The sequence below is a fragment of the Erwinia sp. 009765445 genome (genome assembly GCF_058137865.1).
The window spans coordinates 295673-314869 of the sequence record NZ_JBYUWC010000002.1 but is presented as its reverse complement, the minus strand read 5'-3'; the positions used below and the strand labels follow the sequence as shown (position 1 = coordinate 314869).

General features: G+C 57.5%; 19 protein-coding genes and 1 pseudogene. 13 read left to right on the top strand and 7 right to left on the bottom strand.

The window, feature by feature from the left end:
• Positions 1–82: 82 nt before the first annotated feature.
• From AC3Y5R_RS03490 to AC3Y5R_RS03445, 10 genes are all read left to right on the top strand, one after another.
• Positions 83–1297 carry an acyl-CoA dehydrogenase family protein gene (locus AC3Y5R_RS03490; protein WP_489920153.1) on the top strand — a complete coding sequence of 405 codons (1215 nt, stop codon included), beginning with the start codon at positions 83–85 and terminating at the stop codon, positions 1295–1297.
• Between the two features lie 63 nt (positions 1298–1360).
• Positions 1361–2740 (top strand): LLM class flavin-dependent oxidoreductase, encoded by a 1380-nt coding sequence (locus tag AC3Y5R_RS03485; RefSeq protein WP_489920152.1) that lies wholly within the window; start codon positions 1361–1363, stop codon positions 2738–2740.
• 133 nt (positions 2741–2873) lie between these two features.
• Positions 2874–3899 carry a sugar ABC transporter substrate-binding protein gene (locus tag AC3Y5R_RS03480; RefSeq protein ID WP_489920151.1) on the top strand — a complete coding sequence of 342 codons (1026 nt, stop codon included), beginning with the start codon at positions 2874–2876 and terminating at the stop codon, positions 3897–3899.
• Positions 3889–5463 carry a sugar ABC transporter ATP-binding protein gene (locus AC3Y5R_RS03475; RefSeq protein WP_489920150.1) on the top strand — a complete coding sequence of 525 codons (1575 nt, stop codon included), beginning with the start codon at positions 3889–3891 and terminating at the stop codon, positions 5461–5463. The genes AC3Y5R_RS03480 and AC3Y5R_RS03475 overlap by 11 nt, the downstream gene beginning before the upstream one ends.
• On the top strand, positions 5460–6485 hold the full coding sequence (locus AC3Y5R_RS03470) for an ABC transporter permease (RefSeq protein ID WP_489920149.1): 1026 nt from the start codon (positions 5460–5462) through the stop codon (positions 6483–6485). Before AC3Y5R_RS03475 ends, AC3Y5R_RS03470 begins: the two co-directional genes overlap by 4 nt.
• Complete coding sequence (locus AC3Y5R_RS03465) at positions 6478–7452, top strand: ABC transporter permease (protein ID WP_489920148.1); 975 nt, start codon at positions 6478–6480, stop codon at positions 7450–7452. The genes AC3Y5R_RS03470 and AC3Y5R_RS03465 overlap by 8 nt, the downstream gene beginning before the upstream one ends.
• Positions 7453–7470: 18 nt before the next feature.
• Positions 7471–8844: an LLM class flavin-dependent oxidoreductase gene (locus AC3Y5R_RS03460; protein ID WP_489920147.1), complete on the top strand. Its 1374-nt coding sequence runs from the start codon at positions 7471–7473 to the stop codon at positions 8842–8844.
• A gap of 62 nt (positions 8845–8906) precedes the next feature.
• A complete protein-coding gene (locus tag AC3Y5R_RS03455) occupies positions 8907–9158 on the top strand; it encodes a ParD-like family protein (RefSeq protein ID WP_489920146.1) in 252 nt (83 codons plus the stop codon).
• A complete protein-coding gene (map, locus tag AC3Y5R_RS03450; RefSeq protein WP_489920145.1) occupies positions 9155–9940 on the top strand; it encodes a type I methionyl aminopeptidase in 786 nt (261 codons plus the stop codon). Before AC3Y5R_RS03455 ends, map begins: the two co-directional genes overlap by 4 nt.
• A gap of 132 nt (positions 9941–10072) precedes the next feature.
• The gene (locus tag AC3Y5R_RS03445; RefSeq protein WP_489920144.1) at positions 10073–10645 is read left to right on the top strand and encodes a C40 family peptidase; all 573 of its coding nucleotides are present in this window, start codon (positions 10073–10075) and stop codon (positions 10643–10645) included.
• Positions 10646–10655: 10 nt separating this feature from the next.
• Here the strand turns inward: AC3Y5R_RS03445 and nth are convergent, their stop codons facing one another.
• The 7 genes from nth to rsxA are packed head-to-tail and all read right to left on the bottom strand — an operon-like array spanning position 10656 to position 16804.
• Entirely contained in the window at positions 10656–11291 is a 636-nt protein-coding gene (nth, locus tag AC3Y5R_RS03440; RefSeq protein WP_489920143.1) for an endonuclease III, read from the bottom strand.
• Positions 11288–11989: an electron transport complex subunit E gene (locus AC3Y5R_RS03435; RefSeq protein ID WP_158782988.1), complete on the bottom strand. Its 702-nt coding sequence runs from the start codon at positions 11987–11989 to the stop codon at positions 11288–11290. Before AC3Y5R_RS03435 ends, nth begins: the two co-directional genes overlap by 4 nt.
• Entirely contained in the window at positions 11982–12611 is a 630-nt protein-coding gene (gene rsxG, locus AC3Y5R_RS03430; RefSeq protein ID WP_489920142.1) for an electron transport complex subunit RsxG, read from the bottom strand. Before rsxG ends, AC3Y5R_RS03435 begins: the two co-directional genes overlap by 8 nt.
• Positions 12611–13672, bottom strand: a complete 1062-nt coding sequence (gene rsxD, locus AC3Y5R_RS03425; protein WP_489920141.1) for an electron transport complex subunit RsxD — start codon at positions 13670–13672, stop codon at positions 12611–12613. Before rsxD ends, rsxG begins: the two co-directional genes overlap by 1 nt.
• Positions 13673–15655: an electron transport complex subunit RsxC gene (rsxC, locus tag AC3Y5R_RS03420; RefSeq protein WP_489920140.1), complete on the bottom strand. Its 1983-nt coding sequence runs from the start codon at positions 15653–15655 to the stop codon at positions 13673–13675.
• A complete protein-coding gene (rsxB, locus tag AC3Y5R_RS03415) occupies positions 15648–16223 on the bottom strand; it encodes an electron transport complex subunit RsxB (RefSeq protein WP_489920139.1) in 576 nt (191 codons plus the stop codon). Before rsxB ends, rsxC begins: the two co-directional genes overlap by 8 nt.
• Positions 16223–16804, bottom strand: a complete 582-nt coding sequence (gene rsxA, locus AC3Y5R_RS03410) for an electron transport complex subunit RsxA (RefSeq protein ID WP_489920138.1) — start codon at positions 16802–16804, stop codon at positions 16223–16225. The genes rsxB and rsxA overlap by 1 nt, the downstream gene beginning before the upstream one ends.
• A 447-nt stretch (positions 16805–17251) precedes the next feature.
• Here rsxA and AC3Y5R_RS03405 point away from each other — a divergent pair, with 447 nt between their 5' ends.
• The 3 genes and pseudogenes from AC3Y5R_RS03405 to AC3Y5R_RS03395 form a co-directional block, all read left to right on the top strand.
• A complete protein-coding gene (locus tag AC3Y5R_RS03405) occupies positions 17252–17650 on the top strand; it encodes an MFS transporter (protein WP_489920137.1) in 399 nt (132 codons plus the stop codon).
• Complete coding sequence (locus AC3Y5R_RS03400; RefSeq protein ID WP_489920136.1) at positions 17628–18506, top strand: MFS transporter; 879 nt, start codon at positions 17628–17630, stop codon at positions 18504–18506. Before AC3Y5R_RS03405 ends, AC3Y5R_RS03400 begins: the two co-directional genes overlap by 23 nt.
• Positions 18478–19160, top strand: a pseudogene (locus AC3Y5R_RS03395) (D-apionate lactonase family protein); the annotation flags it as partial. The gene AC3Y5R_RS03400 and the pseudogene AC3Y5R_RS03395, both read left to right, overlap by 29 nt.
• Positions 19161–19197: the final 37 nt, after the last annotated feature.

The following is a 19197-nucleotide window of genomic DNA, read 5'->3' as shown; positions in this document are numbered from 1 at the left end:
AGCCGGATATAAAGCTGCAACCTATCTGTCAGCGTCAGAATAATGGAAGCCGTTGCAAACGGGACGCGTTCATATAAAAACCATGTCTGAATTCAACACCCCCGACTACACCGAACTGGCGTCGCGCTTTCGCCCGATCTTTGCCCGCATCGCCGAAGGTGCAGTGGAGCGGGAGGGCGCCCGCAAGCTGGCTCACGAACCACTCCGCTGGCTTAAAGAGGCTGGTTTCGGCACCCTGCGTATTCCGGTTAGCGAGGGAGGCTTTGGCGCGACGTTGCCACAGTTGTTCCAGCTGCTGACCGAGCTGGCGGAAGCTGACTCCAATCTGCCGCAGGCGCTGCGTGCTCATTTCGCTTTTGTCGAAGATCGCCTTAATCAGCCGGACAGCGAGGATCGTCAGCGCTGGTTCGCCCGTTTCCGCGACGGTGAGCTGGTGGGCAGCGGCTGGAGCGAGATCGGCAACATGAAGCTCGGTGAAGTGGTAACCAAAGTCACCCCGGCAGAGAACGGCTGGCTGCTGGAGGGCGAGAAATTTTACAGTACCGGCACGCTGTATGCCGACTGGATCGATGTTTATGCCCGGCGCGGCGATAACGGCCGGGATGTGATCGCACTGGTCAGCACCCACCAGGCCGGGGTGGAGCGTGAGGATGACTGGGATGGTTTCGGCCAGCGGCTGACCGGCAGTGGCACCACGCGCTTCAGCAAGGCGAGGGTTGAGCAGACCCATGTTTACGACTTCAGCGAGCGTTTTCGCTATCAGACCGCTTTCTATCAGCATGTGCTGCTGTCAACGCTGGCTGGCATTGGCCGGGCCATCACCCGTGATGCGGCGCAGGGCGTGGCGCAGCGTAAAAGGGTCTACAGCCACGGCAACGCCAGGTTGGTGAAGCAGGATGTTCAGGTGCTGCAGGTGGTCGGGCAGATCGCCAGCCAGGCCTGGGCGGTGGAAGCTACGGTGCAGCGTGCCAGCCACTCGCTGCAACAGGCGTTTGAGGTGCAGCAGCGCGGCGGCAGCGAAGAGGAGATTAAGCAGGCGAATATTCTGGCCGAAGTGGAGGCAGCCAAAGCGCAGGTGATTGCCAGCGAATTGGTCCCCCGTGCGGCGACCGAGCTGTTCAACGCGCTGGGCGCTTCCGACACGCGTGTCAGTAAAGCGCTGGATCGTCACTGGCGCAATGCCCGCACCGTCTCCTCACATAATCCGGTGATTTATAAATCCCGCAATGTTGGCGACTGGGAAGTGAACGGCAAGGAGCCGACCTTTATCTGGCAAATCGGTAACGGAGGCCAGTGAAGTTTATGACGTTTTTACTCAGTTTCGCTCCGGCGAAGGGGATTTACTGCGATGAGGGACACCATGAGCCAGCCAGCTAAGAAGATCCTGCTTAACGCTTTTAACATGAACTCCGTTGGTCACATCCATCACGGGATGTGGACTCACCCGCAGGACCGATCCACCGACTTCAACCAGCTGAGCTACTGGCTGGATCTGGCACGCACGCTGGAGAAAGGGCTGTTTGACGGGCTGTTTATCGCCGACATCCTCGGAGTGTATGACGTGTATCAGCAGGGTATTGCGCTGACCGCCAGCGAGTCGATTCAGCTGCCGGTCAATGACCCGCTGATGCTGGTCTCCGCCATGGCCAGCGTCACTGAGCATCTGGGGTTCGGCCTGACGGCCAATCTCAGCTATGAAGCGCCTTACCCGTTTGCCCGCCGTTTCTCCACGCTCGACCACCTCACCAACGGCCGGGTGGGCTGGAACATTGTCACCGGCTATCTGGACAGCGCGGCGCGGGCGATGGGCCAGACGCAGTTGCTGGACCACGACCGCCGTTACGATCAGGCGGATGAGTTTCTTGAGGTCAGTTATCAGCTGTGGGAAGGCAGCTGGGAGGATGATGCGGTGCTGGCCGACCGTGAGCAGCGACGCTATGCCGATGCCGGCAAAATCCACCCGATTCGCCACCACGGCGAGTTTTATCAGGTCGAGGGTTATCATCTCTCCTCGCCTTCACCCCAGCGCACACCGTTGCTGTTCCAGGCTGGCAGTTCGGCGCGGGGCGTCAGGTTTGCAGGCCGCCATGCGGAGTGCAGCTTTGTTAACGGCAGCACCCCGCAGGCGATGCGCAGCCAGGTGGACAAATTACGCCGGGCCGCCCGGGATGCCGGACGCCAGCCGGAGGATTTAAAAGTCTTTATGGGCATTTCGGTGATTGTTGCGCCAACGGAAAAGGAGGCGCTGGAGAAACACCGCGAGTACCTGCGTTATGCCAGCCCGGAAGCCGGGGTTGCCCACTTCTCCAGTTCTGTTGGTATCGACCTGGCTCAGTTTGGCCTGGATGAGCCGATCCGCACGGGTGATACCCGGGCAATTGAGTCGGTAAGCAAAGCCTATGACGGCTGGACCCGCCGCCAGCTGCTGGAGCAGCACGCGCTGGGAGGGCGATATGCGCTGATTGCAGGCAGTCCGTCGCAGGTGGCTGACCAGCTGATCCACTGGCTGGACGAAGCTGACATTGACGGTTTCAATCTGACGCGCATCGTCAATCCGCAAAGCTATATCGACTTTACTGAACTGGTGGTGCCAGAGTTACAACAGCGGGGACGTTATAAAACCGGCTATCAATCCGGTTCGCTGCGTAAAAAACTGTTTGGTCACGATCGGTTATCCTCACGCCATCCTGCAGCCCGCTGGCGGCCCGGTGGACGCGCTTATGCCGAAAATGATTATTGATAAACCAGAAATAACCTATTGCGCGGATTTTATTTTAATTCTGTCTGGCAATTACCCTTAGCTGAAATTGATCTGATTGCCAGAAAATAGTTGTGCTAACCTGGCAATCTTCACCTTCTCCAGGATACTTATCATGATGATGGCTACTAAAATAAAAAATGCTGTTCGCCTGAAAAAGATTTTTAAAACATCGCTGGCCGCTATACTGACAGCGTCAGTATTATTCTCTCTTCCCGTTCATGCACAAGGCAATGATGATAATATCCCCTCGCTGAAAGGGAAACGCATTGGTATTACCGTCGCCGGAACCGATCATTACTGGGATTTAAAAGCCTATCAGGGACAGATTGATGAGGTGAAACGCCTGGGCGGTACGCCGATAGCGCTGGATGGCGGGCGCAAAGAGGCACAGCAAATCTCGCAGATCCAGACGCTTATCGCACAAAAGCCCGACGCGATTATCGAGACGCTGGGCACGGCTTCAGTGCTGGAGCCGTGGCTGAAAAAAATCCGCGCGGCAGGGATCCCTTTATTTACTGTTGATACGGCAAGCCCTTCCAGTATTAACGTCACCACCTCCGATAATTTTTACATTGGCGAGCAGCTGGCATTAAAAGTTGTCAGCGACCTGCGGGGGAAAGGAAATATCCTGGTATTTAATGGGTTTTATGGTGTGCCGGTGGTAGCGATGCGCTATGACCAGTTAAGAGCGGTATTAAAATGGTATCCGGAAATTAAAATCATTCAGCCTGAACTTCGTGATGTTATTCCGAATACCGTGCAGGATGCTTACGCGCAAATAAGCCAGCTGCTGAATAAATACCCCAAAGGATCGGTGCAGGCGATCTGGGCAGCCTGGGATGTGCCGCAAATCGGTGCCACTCAGGCCGTGGATGCTGCCGGGCGGACTGAGATCAAAACGTATGCCGTGGATGGCAGCCCGGATGTGGTGTCTCTGGTGAAAGACCCGAAATCCAGTGCCGCTTCAGTCGTGGCGCAGCAACCCTATCTGATCGGCAAAACGGCCGTGCAGAACGCTGCCCGCTACCTGGCCGGTGACCATGATCTGCCGCCTGCCACCTATGTTCCGGCGCTGCTGGTGACCAAACAGAATGCCGCCGAAGTGCAGAAAGTGCTGGGCCAGAGTGATGGCAAGTAAGCCATCGCTTCAGTCCCGCAGCCAGCAGGCCGGTTCGCCGCTGCTGGCGCTGACGCAGATCGCCAAAGCTTTTGATGGCGTTCCGGCCCTGCGGCAGGTTTCGTTGTCGGCAGAAGCCGGAGAGATCCACGGGCTGATCGGGCATAACGGTGCCGGGAAATCGACGCTGATTAAAATTCTCGGCGGACTGCAACTGGCGGATAAAGGGGAGATAACCCTTAATGGCGAGAGGGTGAACATCTCCTCGCCAAAGGTGGCGCAGTCGCTGGGCATCGAAATTGTCCATCAGGAGCGGTTACTTTCCCCTGCTCTGACAGTGGCCGAAGCGCTGCTGTCGGGCGAGGAGCCGGTGTTCCGCGGTGTTCCGTTGCTCAATCGTCGTCGTATGCGGCGCGTGGCTCGCGAGGCGATTGAGCACTATTTTGGCTTACGGCTGGATCCCGACAGCCTGATTGCCGACCTGAGTGTGGCGGAGCAGCAGGTTGTGCAGATCACCCGCGCGCTGCGTCACTCTCCGCGCGTACTGGTATTCGACGAACCTACTGCGGCGCTGGCGCGTCACGAGGTGGCCTCTCTGTTCAGTGCTATCCGCACGCTGCGCGGGCAGGGTCTGGCGATCATCTATGTCTCACACTATCTGGATGAGATCACCGAGCTTTGCCAGCGGGTTACCGTGCTGCGTGACGGAGCCCACGTAGCGACGCACCTGACAAGCGAGATGACCAGCCAGCAGCTGATCGTGGATATGCTCGGCGACCGCCAGAAATCACTGGTGCAGCGCCAGCCACAGAAGGGTGAGGAGGTGCTGCTGCATGTGGATAACCTCACGGCGGCAGGACGTTTCTCCGGGATCGGCTTTACTGCCCATCGCGGCGAAATCCTCGGTATTACCGGGCTGTTGGGTTCCGGCGGCAAGGCGCTGACTCGGGCGCTGTTCGGCCTGGAAAGTGGGATCAGCGGCAGCATCACGCTGGCCGGTCGCGCTTTTCTGCCCCGTTCGCCACGGGATGCGGTCAGGCAGGGCATGGCCTTTGTGCCGGAAGATCGCCGGGCCAACGGCATCGCCCCGGAACTGAGCGTGCGGGAAAATATTGCCTTAACCAGCCTGAAGATGCTGGTCAAAGGCTGGTTTATCCATCGTGCCGGGGAGAACCAGCTGGTGGCCGGAAACATCCGCGATCTGGGTATCCGGACGCCCGGTGCTGAAGCGCCGCTGCACTCCCTTTCCGGCGGCAATCAGCAGAAGGTGGTGCTGGCAAAATGGCTGAATACCGCAGCAGAAGTTTATCTGCTGGATGAACCGACGGTGGGCGTTGATATCGGCGCGAAGGCTGAAATTTACCAGGCGCTGCATCAACTGGTGGCCAGAGGGGCAGTGGTGATCGTCTTCTCTACCGACCTGCTGGAACTGCAGTCGCTGTGTGACCGGATTCTGGTGATGGCTCGCGGCAGGATGGTGAAAACGTTGCAGGGCGGTGCCACCGATCAACATGAAATCCTCGCCTGGGCATCGGGTGCCGCGTCGGATAACCCGCTTACCGCCACCGCAGGAGCCTCAGCATGAGCGAACTCTCGTCTTCTGATGCGGATGTAGCGCAACAAAACAAACTGCGGGCGGAACGTTCCGGGCACCTGCTGCAGGGCAGTGTGCTGCTGATTATTCTCGCGGTGCTGGCCGTTTTCGCCACGCTTTCACCCATCTTTCTGACATTGGGTAATCTCGGCAACGTGCTGCAGCAAACCGCTGTGACCGGCACGCTGGCCTTTGGCCTGACGCTGGTGCTGATCGGCGGCGGCAGCCACTCGCTGACCGGCGGCATCGATCTTTCGGTGGCGGCGAATATGGGGCTGAGTGCGGCGGTGTTCGCCAGCCAGCTCAGCCGCGGTGCTTCGCCTGAGCTGGCGATGCTGCTTGCTCTGCTCAGCGGCGCGGTGGTTGGTTTGATCAATGCTCTGGCCGTGGTCTGGCTGCGCATTCTGCCGCTGCTGGCCACGCTGACCACCATGAACATCGCCATCGGTCTGGAGATGGTGGTGACGCAGAACGCCACCGTGCCCGCCAGCGGTCCGCTGTTCGACCTGCTGCTGAGCGCCGGGCCGCTCTCTTTTCCGTGGCTGGCGTGGGGCTTTGCCGCGCTGGCACTGCTGTTTATTGTGCTGACGCATTTCACGCCGTTCGGCCTGCGCCTGCTGGCGGTGGGCAGCCATCCTCTTGCCGCCCATGCCAGCGGTCTGGCCGTGTCGCGCTATATTGCCGCCAGCTATCTGCTGTGCGGCGTGGCAGCGGGACTGGCGTCACTCGGTTCGGTCACCGTACTCAGCGGCAGCTCACCGGGGGCCAATGACAACCTGCTGATGGTGATCGCCTCGGTGCTGCTTGGGGTGGTGTTCTCACGGCGGCTGGTGCCGACGCTGGGCGGTACGCTGCTCAGCTCGCTGTTTCTCAGCCTGATTGCCAACGGCTTCCAGCTGATCAATGTTTCCAGCTACTGGATTAACGGGGTGGAAGGCGTGCTGATCCTGCTGGTGGTCTCGCTGACTGCACTGCTGCGCCAGCGCCAGCAGAGGAGAAAAGTCCGTGTCTGATTTAACCGTTTACGGAGTGACTCGCGGCGGCCTGCTGCGCGTTTTACTGATCCTGACCTTCGCCGCGCTGTTGCTGTTCTTCAGTCTGTTCGCGCCAGGTTTTTTCACCCTTAATAATGTGGCCAGCGTGCTGCTGAACAACGTGGCTCCGCTGGCGATTGCCGCGCTGGCGATGACCGTGGTTGCCGCGATGGGCGCAGTCGATTTGTCGATTGGCACCGCCATTGATTTCGCCTGCCTGGTGCTGGTCACGCTGGTGATGCATCAGGTTGGGCTGCCGCTGGCCGTGACTGCAGCGCTGCTGGCGGCGCTGTGCGTTGGCTTGTTCAATGCATTTCTGGTGACGGTGCTGGGCGTGGAGCCGTTCCTCGCCACGCTGGGCACGCTATTTATCGGCCAGAGCGTCCAGCAACTCTCTTCCAATGGCGGCCAGCCGGTTTATCTGCTCAGCCAGGTACTGCCAGTGCAGTTCTCCGCCATCAGCCATGGGGCGTTACTGGGTGTCCCGCTGCCGCTGTGGTACGTGCCGGGGCTGGCGATTGCGCTGCATCTGCTGCTGAAACGTACTCCACAGGGCCGTGCTTTAACCTTCCTCGGCAGCCAGGCCAGCGTGGCACGCTATTCAGGCATTGCGGTCGGAAGGACTGTCGCCGTGGGGTTTGTCCTCAGCGCGGTGATTGCAGGCATTGTCGGGCTGATACTTGCCTCAAACGTCAAAGCGTGGGTGCCGCTCTCCGGCAACGCCTATCTGCTGAATGCCATTGGCGCGGCCTTTATCGGTGCCACTTTCTCCGCCACGCGGCGGCCCAACGTGCCTGGTACGCTGCTGGGGGTGATACTGCTCAGCTTTGTGGCGAACGGTCTGCTGCTGACTGGCTGGAACTTTTACTGGCAGCAGGTCGCTACCGGCGTGCTGATTTTTGGCGTGCTGGCGGCTGGTGCACTGAGTAACCGCCGCCGGAAATAAACATATTGTGGAGTAAAAATGGCTCATCCCAGACCTTTTCTGTTGTTCGGATTTATGATGGATGTGGTCGGGCATATTTCGGCCGGACTTTGGCGGCATCCTCAGGACACCGCGCACCGCTACACCGACATCCACTATTGGGTGGAGATCGCTAAGCTGCTGGATAAGGCGGGTTTTGACGCGCTGTTTCTGGCCGATGCGCTTGGTCAGCTGGACGTGTATCAGCAACGCCCTGATATGGCGTTACGCAACGCGGCACAGATGCCGGTTAACGATCCACTGCTGCTGGTGTCGGCGATGGCCGCCGCTACCCGCGATCTCAGCTTTGGCGTGACCGTCTCCACCACTTATGAGCATCCTTACCTGCTGGCGCGAAAATTCACCACGCTGGATCATCTGACCAACGGACGCATAGCCTGGAACGTGGTGACTTCGATGCTGGATTCGGCGGCGAGAAATCTCGGCCTGACCCGCCAGCTGCCCCACGATCAACGTTACGATCGCGCCCAGGAGTTCCTGGATGTCACCTGCAAACTGTGGGAAGGCTCCTGGGAGGACGACGCGGTGGTGCGCGACAGGGCTGGCGGTATTTATACTCATCCGCACAAAGTTCATCCCATCGGGCATCGCGGTGAGAATTACCAGGTACCGGATGCGCATCTCAGCGAACCCAGCCCGCAGCGCACACCGGTGCTGTTTCAGGCCGGAACTTCGTCGCGCGGCAGCCAGTTCGCTGCGGCTAATGCAGAAGTGATCTTCATGGCCGGACTGACGGCGGAGGCAATCCGGAAAGATATTGACCACATTCGCCAGCTGGCAGCAGCAGAAGGCAGAGATCCAGACTCTCTGCGATTTATTACCGCTATCACCGTGGTGACCGGTGAAAATGACCAGCAGGCGCAGCAGCGTTACGAAGAATTTCAGCGTTACATCAGTGAAGAAGGGGCGCTGGCGCTGTTCTCCGCCTGGACCGGCGTGGACTGGTCAGAATACGATCCGGACGAGCCGCTGGAGTACATTGAAACCGACGCCTGCCGTTCAGCGCTGGCAAGCCTGACCCGCATTGATGCCGGGCGGCGCTGGACGCTGCGTGAAGCGGCGCAATACATTGGTATCGGCGGGCTGCATCCGACGCTGGTGGGCGGCCCGGCAAGTGTTGCCGACCAGATGGAGCGGTTTGCGGAAGCGTCCGGTGTGCACGGCTTTAACCTCGGTTATGCCATCAGTCCGGGCAGCTTTGAGGATTTTATTCATTACATCATTCCGGAGCTGACTGCCAGAGGACGAGTTACGCCACGACCGGCCACGCCGTTGACGCTGCGGGAGCGGTTGCAGGGAGAAGGCCAGCGCCATCTGCGTGATGATCATCCTGGCCGACGTTTCCGGCGTTAAGCTTGCAACCATGTCTGAATGTGGCATTATACGGTTTATATATAAAACGCATAAGGCACATCATGGGCATTGTAAAAATATCCGATCTGATGCACGAGAACCTGCGCCTGGCCAGCAACGCGCTGAGCCGTTCGATTAACTCGCAGGCCGAGCACTGGCTGAAGATTGGCATGCTGGCCGAACTCTATCCCCATCTGACCCATCAGCAACTGACCCGGCTGTTGATCCAGTGTGAGCTTGAAGGTGGCACTGAAATAAACAAACTCGTGCGTAATGAAGCCGGGCAGTTACATAAGGAACATGAACCCCAATGAGCGAAATCAGAATACACACGCAGGAAGAAATCGAGCTGGCCCGCGCGGCAGGTCACGCGGCGGCAAAAGTGCTGGAGATGATCCGCCCTCACGTCCAGGTCGGGGTGACCACCGACGAGTTGGATCGCCTCTGTCATGACTATCTGGTCAATGAGTTAAAGGTTGTTCCGGCCAATATTGGCTATCACGGCTATACCCGTACGCTTTGTACTTCAGTCAATCACGTTATTTGTCACGGCATTCCCGGCGATAAAAAGCTGAAGAAGGGCGATATCATCAATATCGATATCGGCATTATCAAAGATGGCTGGTATGGTGATACCAGCAGGATGTATTACGTCGGAGAACCTTCGGTGCGCGCCCGCCGCCTGGTCAATATCACCTATGAGTCCATGGTCGCTGGCATTAAGGCCGTCAAACCCGGGGCCACTCTCGGTGACGTTGGCGCGGCTATTCAGCGCGTCGCGGAAGGGGCGGGTTTCTCAGTTGTCCGGGAATATTGTGGGCACGGCGTCGGGCTTGAATATCATGGCGCGCCGCAGGTGTTGCATTACGGTACGCCGGGGACTGGTGTGGTTCTGCAACCTGGGATGATCTTTACCATCGAACCGATGATTAATGCAGGGAAGGCAGCAACCAGTTTACTTCCCGATGGCTGGACGGTGGTTACCAAAGATCGCTCGCTGTCGGCACAATGGGAACACACCATTGCGGTAACTGAGACGGGATACGATCTGTTGACACCCTGGCCGGACGGAACGGGTGAATATGCAGCACTTTAAGTGCGGCGGAAAAACCAGTTATGTCAATAATTGTAAATATTGATAACGTTAAGAAATAGATTAAGCGTGGTGCTTTTCCATGCCGATCAATAGGATGAATGCACATCTCAGCAGCTGGCCGCCCTGAATAACATGTGGAACTGTAAATCTTCGGTAATTCCCCTTTGTCTTTGGGCAGCTTTGCTCAGCGGATGTGCATCTCATTCGCCTTCCACAGCGAATAATGACAAAGGCGGGGAGTTGCAGCAAAACGGCCAGCAACCCGATCTTATTCCGATTCTGGCGGCACTGCATGACCAGATGCATTCCTGGGAAGGGACCCCTTATCAATGGGGCGGTACTCAGCTATCGGGCGTGGACTGTTCAGGCTTTGTCTGGCGAACGCTTAAAGACCGTTTCAATATGCCCGTCGGCCGTCTGACCACGGCTGATCTGATCCATATGGGGAAAAGGGTGGAGCCAGCTGACCTGCAGCCCGGAGATTTAGTCTTCTTCCGGATTAATCATGAAATGCATGTCGGGTTTTACGACACTGATGAACAGTTCCTGCATGCCTCTTCCAGTAGAGGCGTGATGCGCTCATCTCTGACCAATCCTTACTGGAAATCCGTCTTCCTCGAAGCCCGCCGGTTGCATAAAGAATACGGCGCACAGATCTCTTTCAATCATGATGCAGGCCAGACCAGACTGGCGAATGACAACTGAGTGACAGCCGTCAGACCCCGGTCTTTTCTCCAAACTCACAGAGATCTTCAATCATGCAGGAACCGCAGCGTGGTTTCCGCGCCACGCATGTATAGCGCCCATGCAGGATCAGCCAGTGGTGGCAGTCCACTTTGAACTCCTTCGGCACCACTTTCAGCAGTTTTTCTTCCACCTGCTCAACGTTTTTTCCCGGTGCAAATTTGGTGCGGTTGCTGACGCGGAAAATATGCGTGTCCACAGCGATGGTCGGCCAGCCAAAGGCGGTATTCAGCACCACGTTAGCCGTTTTGCGGCCCACGCCGGGCAGGGCTTCCAGCGCTTCGCGATTTTCAGGCACTTCGCCCTGATGCTGTTCCAGCAGGATGCGGCAGGTCTTAATCACGTTTTCCGCCTTGCTGTTAAACAGGCCGATAGTCTTGATGTACTCCTTCACCCCGTCCACGCCCAGCGCCAGCATTGCGGCCGGTGTGTTGGCAACGGGATAGAGTTTAGCCGTCGCCTTGTTGACGCTGACGTCCGTGGCCTGTGCGGAAAGCAGCACGGCAATCAGCAGTTCAAAAGGGGAAGTAAATACCAGTTCCGTGGTTGGATGCGGGTTGTTATCCCGCAGTCGGCTTAAAATTTGCTGACGTTTTTCCTTATTCACAGCGCACTCGCTTTTCCTTCCAGAGCGGATTGAGTTTTCGCCTCTGCCTGACGGGCAGCGCGTGCTTTCATCTTGTTATCGATCAGGTATTTGGCGGCCAGCAGCATGCCAAGGCCAATAAAGGCACCCGGCGGCAACATCGCCAGCAGCATCGGTGAATCAAAGTGGAACACCTGAATGCGCAGCACCTTAGCCCACGGGCCAAGCAGTTGATCGGCACCGTTAAAGATGGTGCCGTTGCCGATGATTTCGCGGATCGATCCCAACACCACCATCACGCTGGTGGCTCCCAGCCCAATCGCCATACCGTCCAGCGCCGACAGAGGCACGCTGCTGCGTGAGGCGACGGCCTCAGCCCGGCCCACGACGATACAGTTGGTGACGATCAGCGGGATGAAGATCCCTAACGACTGATACAGCCCGTAGGCATAAGCGTTGATCAACATCTGCACGCAACTGACGACCGCAGCGATGATCATCACGTAAATAGGAATGCGTACCTCAGAAGGCACCCAGCGGCGTGAGGCGGAGATCGCGCTGTTGGTACAGGTCAGCACCAGGGTGGTGGCCAGACCAAGGCCGAGAGCGTTGGTGGCGGTGGAAGTGACGGCAAGCAGTGGACAGAGGCCCAGCAGCTGAACCAGCGCCGAGTTATTTTTCCACAGTCCGCCGACCAGCAGCGTTTTGGCTTCACTCATTGGAGTCTCCACAGGGTGACAGCGAGGCAAGCTGCCCCGGCAACGTTTCAATATACAACGTGGTGCGTTTGGCTGCATTCACCACGGCGCGGGGAGTAATGGTTGCGCCGGTAAACTGGTCGAAGTCACCGCCATCCTTTTTCACCGCGAAGTGTGTGTCATCTTTTCCACCCATATGCACGCCGTTGAAGCTGTTGATCCAGTTGGAGATTCGCAGCTCAATTTTGTCGCCCAGACCCGGCGTTTCATGGTGCTCGACCACGCGCACGCCAAGCACCGTGCCTTTAAAATCTGCCCCGACAATCATCTGAATAGCACCAGAATAGCCGTCCGGAGCGGTTGTCTCAACCGCTACCGCCACCGGTTTGTCATCTTTACGTGCCAGATAGAGGTGGTGCGGGCCAGTACCCAGCGCCGGGTTGTTAACAAGGTAACACTCCTGCTGGATGTGGTTATTGTACATCTCCGGTGGCACCACCTGATCCAGCAGAATTTTCTGCTGCACTTCGGTCTGGTGCGCAATGGTCGGTTTGGTGACGGTGTTGATCACTGCCGTCAGGCCGGTAGTCACCGCAGCAAAGATTGCCAGCGTCACGCCATTTTTACGAATCGCATCCAGCATCACTTCTCCTTCCGGTGGCCGTAAACGCGCGGCTGCGTGTAGTAATCGATAAGCGGCACGGTGATGTTGGCCAGCAGCACAGCAAAGGCCACGCCGTCCGGATAGCCGCCAAAACTGCGGATCAGCCAGACCAGCAGGCCAATCAACACGCCGTAAATAAGGCGGCCTCTGTTGGTGGTGGAGGCGGTTACCGGATCGGTGGCAATAAAAAATGCGCCCAGCATGGTGGCACCTGAGAACAGGTGGATCATCGGTGAAACCAGACTCTGCGGCGAGAACAGCCAGCCCACGGTGGAAAACAGGGCCAGAGAGGCCAGCATGCTGACCGGAATATGCCAGCGGATCGTATTGGTGAACAGCAGGAACAGCCCGCCGATCAGATAGCCGAGGTTGATCCACTGCCAGCCCAGACCGGCAATCACGCCGGTATAAATCGGCTGCGCGAGAAGCTGCTCTGCACTGTGCCCGGCACGTAAACCGGTTTTAAAGGTGTCCAGCGGGGTAGCCTGACTGATGCCATCCACCCCGATCTGCAACTGCTGCATGGTATGACCGTCTACAGTCGTCCCGTGGAAAATCATGCTCAGCGTATCCATGAAGGTCGGAGTAACTGACTGCAGCGTATCCGGCGGCAGCCAGCTCGTCATCTGCACCGGGAAGGAGATCAGCAGGACCACATAGCCCACCATCGCCGGGTTAAACGGGTTCTGCCCCAGGCCGCCGTACAGCTGCTTGGAGATCACCACCGCAAAAACAGTACCGATAACAATCAGCCACCAGGGCGCCAGCGGCGGAATGCTGATGCCGAGCAGCAGGGCGGTCAGCAGGGCTGAGTTATCCCCCAGCGTTTTCGCCAGCGGCAGCTTGCGCAGTTTCAGTACCAGCGCTTCTGCACCCATACCGGCAAGGGCGGCAATCACCACCTGGATAATGTTGCCCCAGCCGAAAAAGTACCACTGGGCGGCAATACCCGGGATAGCCGCAAGCAGAACCAGTAGCATAATGGTGCCGGTACTGCGACGGTTGTGAGTGTAGGGCGAACTAGCAATACGAAAAGCCATTTAATCCTCTTGCGTGGAATGCTGTTGCGCTTTTCGCGCTTTGACACGAGCGATGGCCGCCGCCACTGCCGCTTTGCGCGGATCGTCGGACTGCTCCGGTGCTGCTTCTGATGGCTCAGCTTCAGCGGCTGACTCTGCTGCCTGAGCTGCTTTCTTCGCTTTAGCGCGGGCGATAGCAGCTTCAATCGCAGCTTTGCGCGGATCGACCGGTGCGGCAGATTCAACTGGCACTGATACAGCTTCAGCGGCTGACTCTGCTGCCTGAGCTGCTTTCTTCGCTTTAGCACGGGCGATAGCGGCTTCAACCGCAGCTTTGCGCGGATCGCCAGCCTGGCGGGTGGCCGGTTCAGTCTCGGACTGGGTTTCAGCGGTCCGGGCGCGGGCCTGAGCATGGCGCGCTTCACGCTGTGCCAGAACGGCGGCATTTTCCGGCTGGCTTTCACCGCTTTCCGGACTGGTTTTTTCAGCCTGTTTCTTTGCCTTAACCCGCTCAAGCGCGGCATTGATTTCAGACTTGTCGCTCTGGCTGACGGTGCGTTTTGCCTGCTGGTGGCGGGCTTCACGCGCCTGCTTCTCGCGCTCCAGACGTTCCTGGCGCGCCTCAAAGCGGGCTTTTGCCTGTGCGGTTCGCTCGGCTTCAAGATCGATTGCCCGGATCTCTGCCTTCTCCTGCCGGTAGTACTGCACCAGCGGGATATTGCTCGGGCAGACATAAGCACAGGCGCCACACTCAATGCAGTCGGCAATATTGTGCACGCGGGCTTTCTCATGGTCGCCACCGCGGCTGTACCAGTAGAGCTGCTGCGGCAGCAGAGCGGCCGGACAGGCATCGGCACAGGCGCTGCAGCGAATACAGGATTGCTCTTGTTCCGGCTCGCCCATCTCGCTGGCGGAAGGGGCCAGAATACAGTTGGTGATTTTTACCACCGGTACATCTAACGTCGGCAGGGTAAAGCCCATCAGCGGGCCACCCATCACCACCATCTGTCCGGCAGCCGGGCTGAAATCAGCGTTGTGCAACAGATGGCTGACCGGCGTCCCCAGCCGGCCCCAGACGTTACCCGGCTTGCCCACTGATTCTCCGGTCAGCGTCACCACGCGCTCGGTCAGCGACTCGCCGTCGATGATGGCGCGTTTGACGGCATAAGCCGTGCCGACGTTTTGCATTAAAACGCCGATATCGGTGGAGCGGCCACCGTGTGGCACTTCCAGCCCGGTCAGGATCCTGGTCAGCTGTTTGGCACCGCCGGAGGGGTATTTGGTCGGGATGACGCGGATCTGCAGATCGTCCGCGCCACCCAGCGCGTGCTTCAGCGCGGCAATCGCTTCCGGCTTGTTGTCTTCAATGCCGATCAGCACCCGCTCAGACTGCAGCACCCACGCCAGGATACGGCTGCCTTCCAGTACTTCTCCGGCATAGTCCTGCATCAGACGGTCGTCGGCGGTAATATAGGGTTCGCATTCCGCCGCGTTGATGATCAGCGTTTTAACGCCGCAGATACCGCCTTTCAGCTTGGTGGCGGTCGGGAAGCCTGCACCGCCCAGACCGGCCACGCCTGCCTGGTGGATACGGTCAATAATCTCGCTGCGATCGGCCTGCCGGTAATCAGCCAGCGGATGGCGCTCACACCAGCGGTCTTCACCATCCGGGGTAATAAAGATGCACATCTCGGCCAGCGCGGAAGGGTGCGCGGTGATATGGGGAGCAATAGCTTCTATGGTCCCGGAGGTGGGCGCGTGGATCGGCAGCATCCGGCCACGACCAAAGGTCAGCGGCTGGCCGCGCAGCACTTTATCGCCGGGGCTGACCAGCAACTCGCCTTCATGGCCGATATGCTGCTTAACAGGAATAATAAACTGAGCGGGCAGCGGCAACTGACGCAGCGGCGTGCCGTTAGACTGGGTTTTCATCTCTGGCGGATGGATACCGCCTTCGAAATCCCACAATTGATCTTTTTTAAACAGCCTGAACAAATTACGCATGGTGTTCCACAGGAATAACCCTGACCGGGATGGTTTGCAGATCCCACTTCCAGTTCGCGGTGGTGGTGGCGACCGGACGCATCTCTATGCAGTCAGTTGGGCAGGGCGCGACGCACAGGTCGCAGCCGGTACAGACATCGCTGAGCACGGTATGCATCGCGCGGGTGGCACCGACAATGGCATCGACCGGACAGGCCTGAATGCATTTGGTGCAGCCGATGCAGTTCTCTTCATCGATCCACGCTACTTTACGCTCCGGCTCGCGGGCGTTTTCATCGCCCAGCGGCTGCGGCTCCACGTTCAGCAGGGTAGCCAGCTTGAGCATGGTCTGCTCTCCGCCGGGCGCGCACTTGTTGATCATCTCGCCGTTGTTGCCCACGGCATCTGCGTAAGGGCGACAGCCGGGATAGCCACACTGTCCGCACTGGCTCTGCGGCAGGATCGCATCTATCTGCTCAACAATCGGATCTTCTTCCACTTCAAAGCGACGTGAGGCGTAGCCCAGCAGGCCGCCGAACAGCAGGCCCAGCATGCTCAGTACCGCAACAGCAATCCAAACCGCAGTCATCAGAATCTCACCAGCCCACTGAAGCCCATAAAGGCCAGCGCCATCAGCCCGGCAGTCACCAGCGCAATGGAGGAGCCTTTAAACGGCGCGGGCACATCGGCCAGCACCAGACGTTCGCGGATACCGGCGAACAGCACCATCACCAGTGAGAAACCGAGCGAGGCACTGAAGCCATACAGCGCGGCCTGCAGGAAGGTATGATTCAGGTTGACGCTCAGCAGCGGCACGCCCAGCACGGCGCAGTTAGTGGTGATCAGCGGCAGGAAAATCCCCAGCAGACGGTAGAGGTCCGGGCTGGTTTTACGCACCACCATCTCGGTGAACTGCACCACCACGGCGATCACCAGGATATAGGCCATGGTGCGCAGATAGACCAGGTCCAGCGGCAGCAGAATAAGATGGTTCACCAGCCACGCGCAGATCGAGGCCAGGGTAATAACGAAAGTGGTGGCGAGTCCCATGCCAATTGCCGTCTCCAGTTTTTTGGAAACGCCCATAAAGGGACAGAGGCCGAGAAACTTCACCAGAACGAAGTTGTTCACCAGCACTGTGCCAATAAAAAGAAGCAGGTAATCGGTCATTATTTCGCCTGATAAAAATGAAAGCCGCCTATTATCAGGCATCGGCGGCCTGACGACAACATCTGAGCCGTAAGGATATTCCCTAAACGCACAGAGAATTAAATTTGCGCTGATTTTTTTCTTCACTCACTGGCTGTTTTTCCCTTCCGGTGCACTTTCTCTCTCTGCTTATAGTGTTCAAATGAGCATTATGTGTTCAAGTGATTAACAATTTATCGACAATTTCAGTCTGTTTATCGCTTGGAATTGTGATCGAATTCACCGCATCGCCTTTTTTGAGCAGATACCGTGGTTCCGTCCTGGATCATTTGTATTTTATTTGTTCAAGTGTTCATTAACAACACCGGATCGGGACAACTGTTGCTATGGCAGAAAGACATCTCGCCCTGAGCGAACCTGCTTGCAGGACTATAACCACAACACTGACTTATTACAGTGGAGCTTAAAATGGCACTGACCCTAAATAAACAAAACGCTGTTATCGACAAGTATTACACGGTTTATCTGATAGTTATCGCGTGCGTAGGCTGGTCGCTGGCCTCATACGACGTCAATTTGCTGGTGCTGGCGCTGCCAGAAATGTCTAAAGAGATGGCTATCTCTGAACAAATGCTCGGCGTGCTGGGCTTCTTCGTTTACGATTCGCAATTTTTAATCACGCTGATTGTGGGCTACAGCATGGACCGGGTTGGCCGCAAACTGTTGTGGATGATCTGCCTGTGCGGCACGGCGATCTTTACCGGAGCAACCTACTTCGTCGACAGCTTCTGGCAACTGGTGCTGGTGCGCGCTCGCCTCAGGGCTGGCTTATTCAGAACTGGCCGTGTCCATCACCCTGGTGAATGAGCAGCTGCCATCAAAAAATCGCGGCCTGCTCTATTCCATTGTGCAGGGCGGCTGGCGGCTGGGCGTCTTTTTCGCTTCTGCTGTTTATATGGCATTCGGTCATTACGGCTGGCGAGTGCTCTTTCTGCTCGGCACCATCCCAATCGCTATTGTGATCGTTGGCCGTATCTTTATTAAAGAGTCCGATCGCTTTGAAGAGGATGTTCAGAACCAGGGGGAGGCCAGGGTTAACCCGATCAGGATGCTGTACGGCAATCCGCTGCTGAAAAGAAGGTTGCTGACCATGGCCGTTTGCTGGATCTCTTATGGCATCAGCTATGTTGCCAGCAACTTCTATATCACATGGTGGCTGACCCAGCGCAAAGGATTTACCGGCTCGCAGGCCAGCGAACTGATGCTGTACTGCGGTTTTATCGGCTTCTTCTTCTACATCATCGGCGGCTGGCTGGGCGAGAAATTTGGTCGTAAAAAAGTGATTACCGTGGCCGCAATCTCCATTGCGCCGCTGTGCCTGTTGCTGTTGCTTTCCGATAGTTACTGGCTGGTGGTGGCGGTCTATTTCCTGATTTTCCAGGTCGCTAACGGCATCTGGGCCTCTGCCGGTTACGTCTACCAGAGTGAAAGTTTCCCAACTGCAGTGCGCGGGACTGCCATCGGCTTCCTCTCCTCAATGATGGTGTTAGGTTTTGTTCTCGGCAGCCTGCTGTGGACGCTGGCCACCACGCTGCACAGCACTTCTGCCACCTGGATCATCGTGGCGGTCGTCGGCTCGCTGGGCATGTGGTTCACGCTGTTGCTGAAGGACATCAAAACCGGGCAGGACATTGATGCCGAATTTAAAAATGCGCTGGGGTGAGCAGATGACGACAGAGGCAATGCACTACTTCGGAACCGATCAGCCTGTTGAAACGCCTGAAGAGATCGCCCTGGGACGGTGGACATTTTCTCTGGTCAGCGGTGATTTAAAAGCGCTGCGGTATGACGGCGTGGAGGTTATCCGCTCGGCTGCTTTTGTGATCCGCGACGCCTGGTGGGGAACCTGCGAGGCGAAGATCCTCAGCTGCGAGCAGGTGAGAAAAGAAGGTCATCTGACGATCAAAACCCGTCGGGAATGCGTGGTGGAAGGCAATAACAGTTTGCTGATTGAAACCACGCTGACTCTGAGCAGTACTGGGCCGCTATCTTTTTCCGCCGTGTTCAGGCCGGAAAAAACTTCCGTACTGCCCGCACCGGTTTCACAGTGCTGTATCCGCTGCAGGGCGTGGTGGGTGCGCCTGTTGAGGTGGTGAAGGTCAGCGGCGAGGTCTATAAAAATGTCTTTCCTGAGCTGATTGAACCCTGGCAGCCTGTTAAGGAGATCCGCACGCTGAGCTATCGGCATCAGCATCAGCATCAGCATCAGCAGGGCATAAAGGTCACTACAGACTATTCCGGTGATGTGTTTGAGATGGAGGACCAGCGCGCCTGGTCCGATGCTTCTTACAAAGTTTACTCGCGGCCGCTGGCGAAAGAGTGGCCTTACCGGATTGCCGCAGGAGAGCGAATTG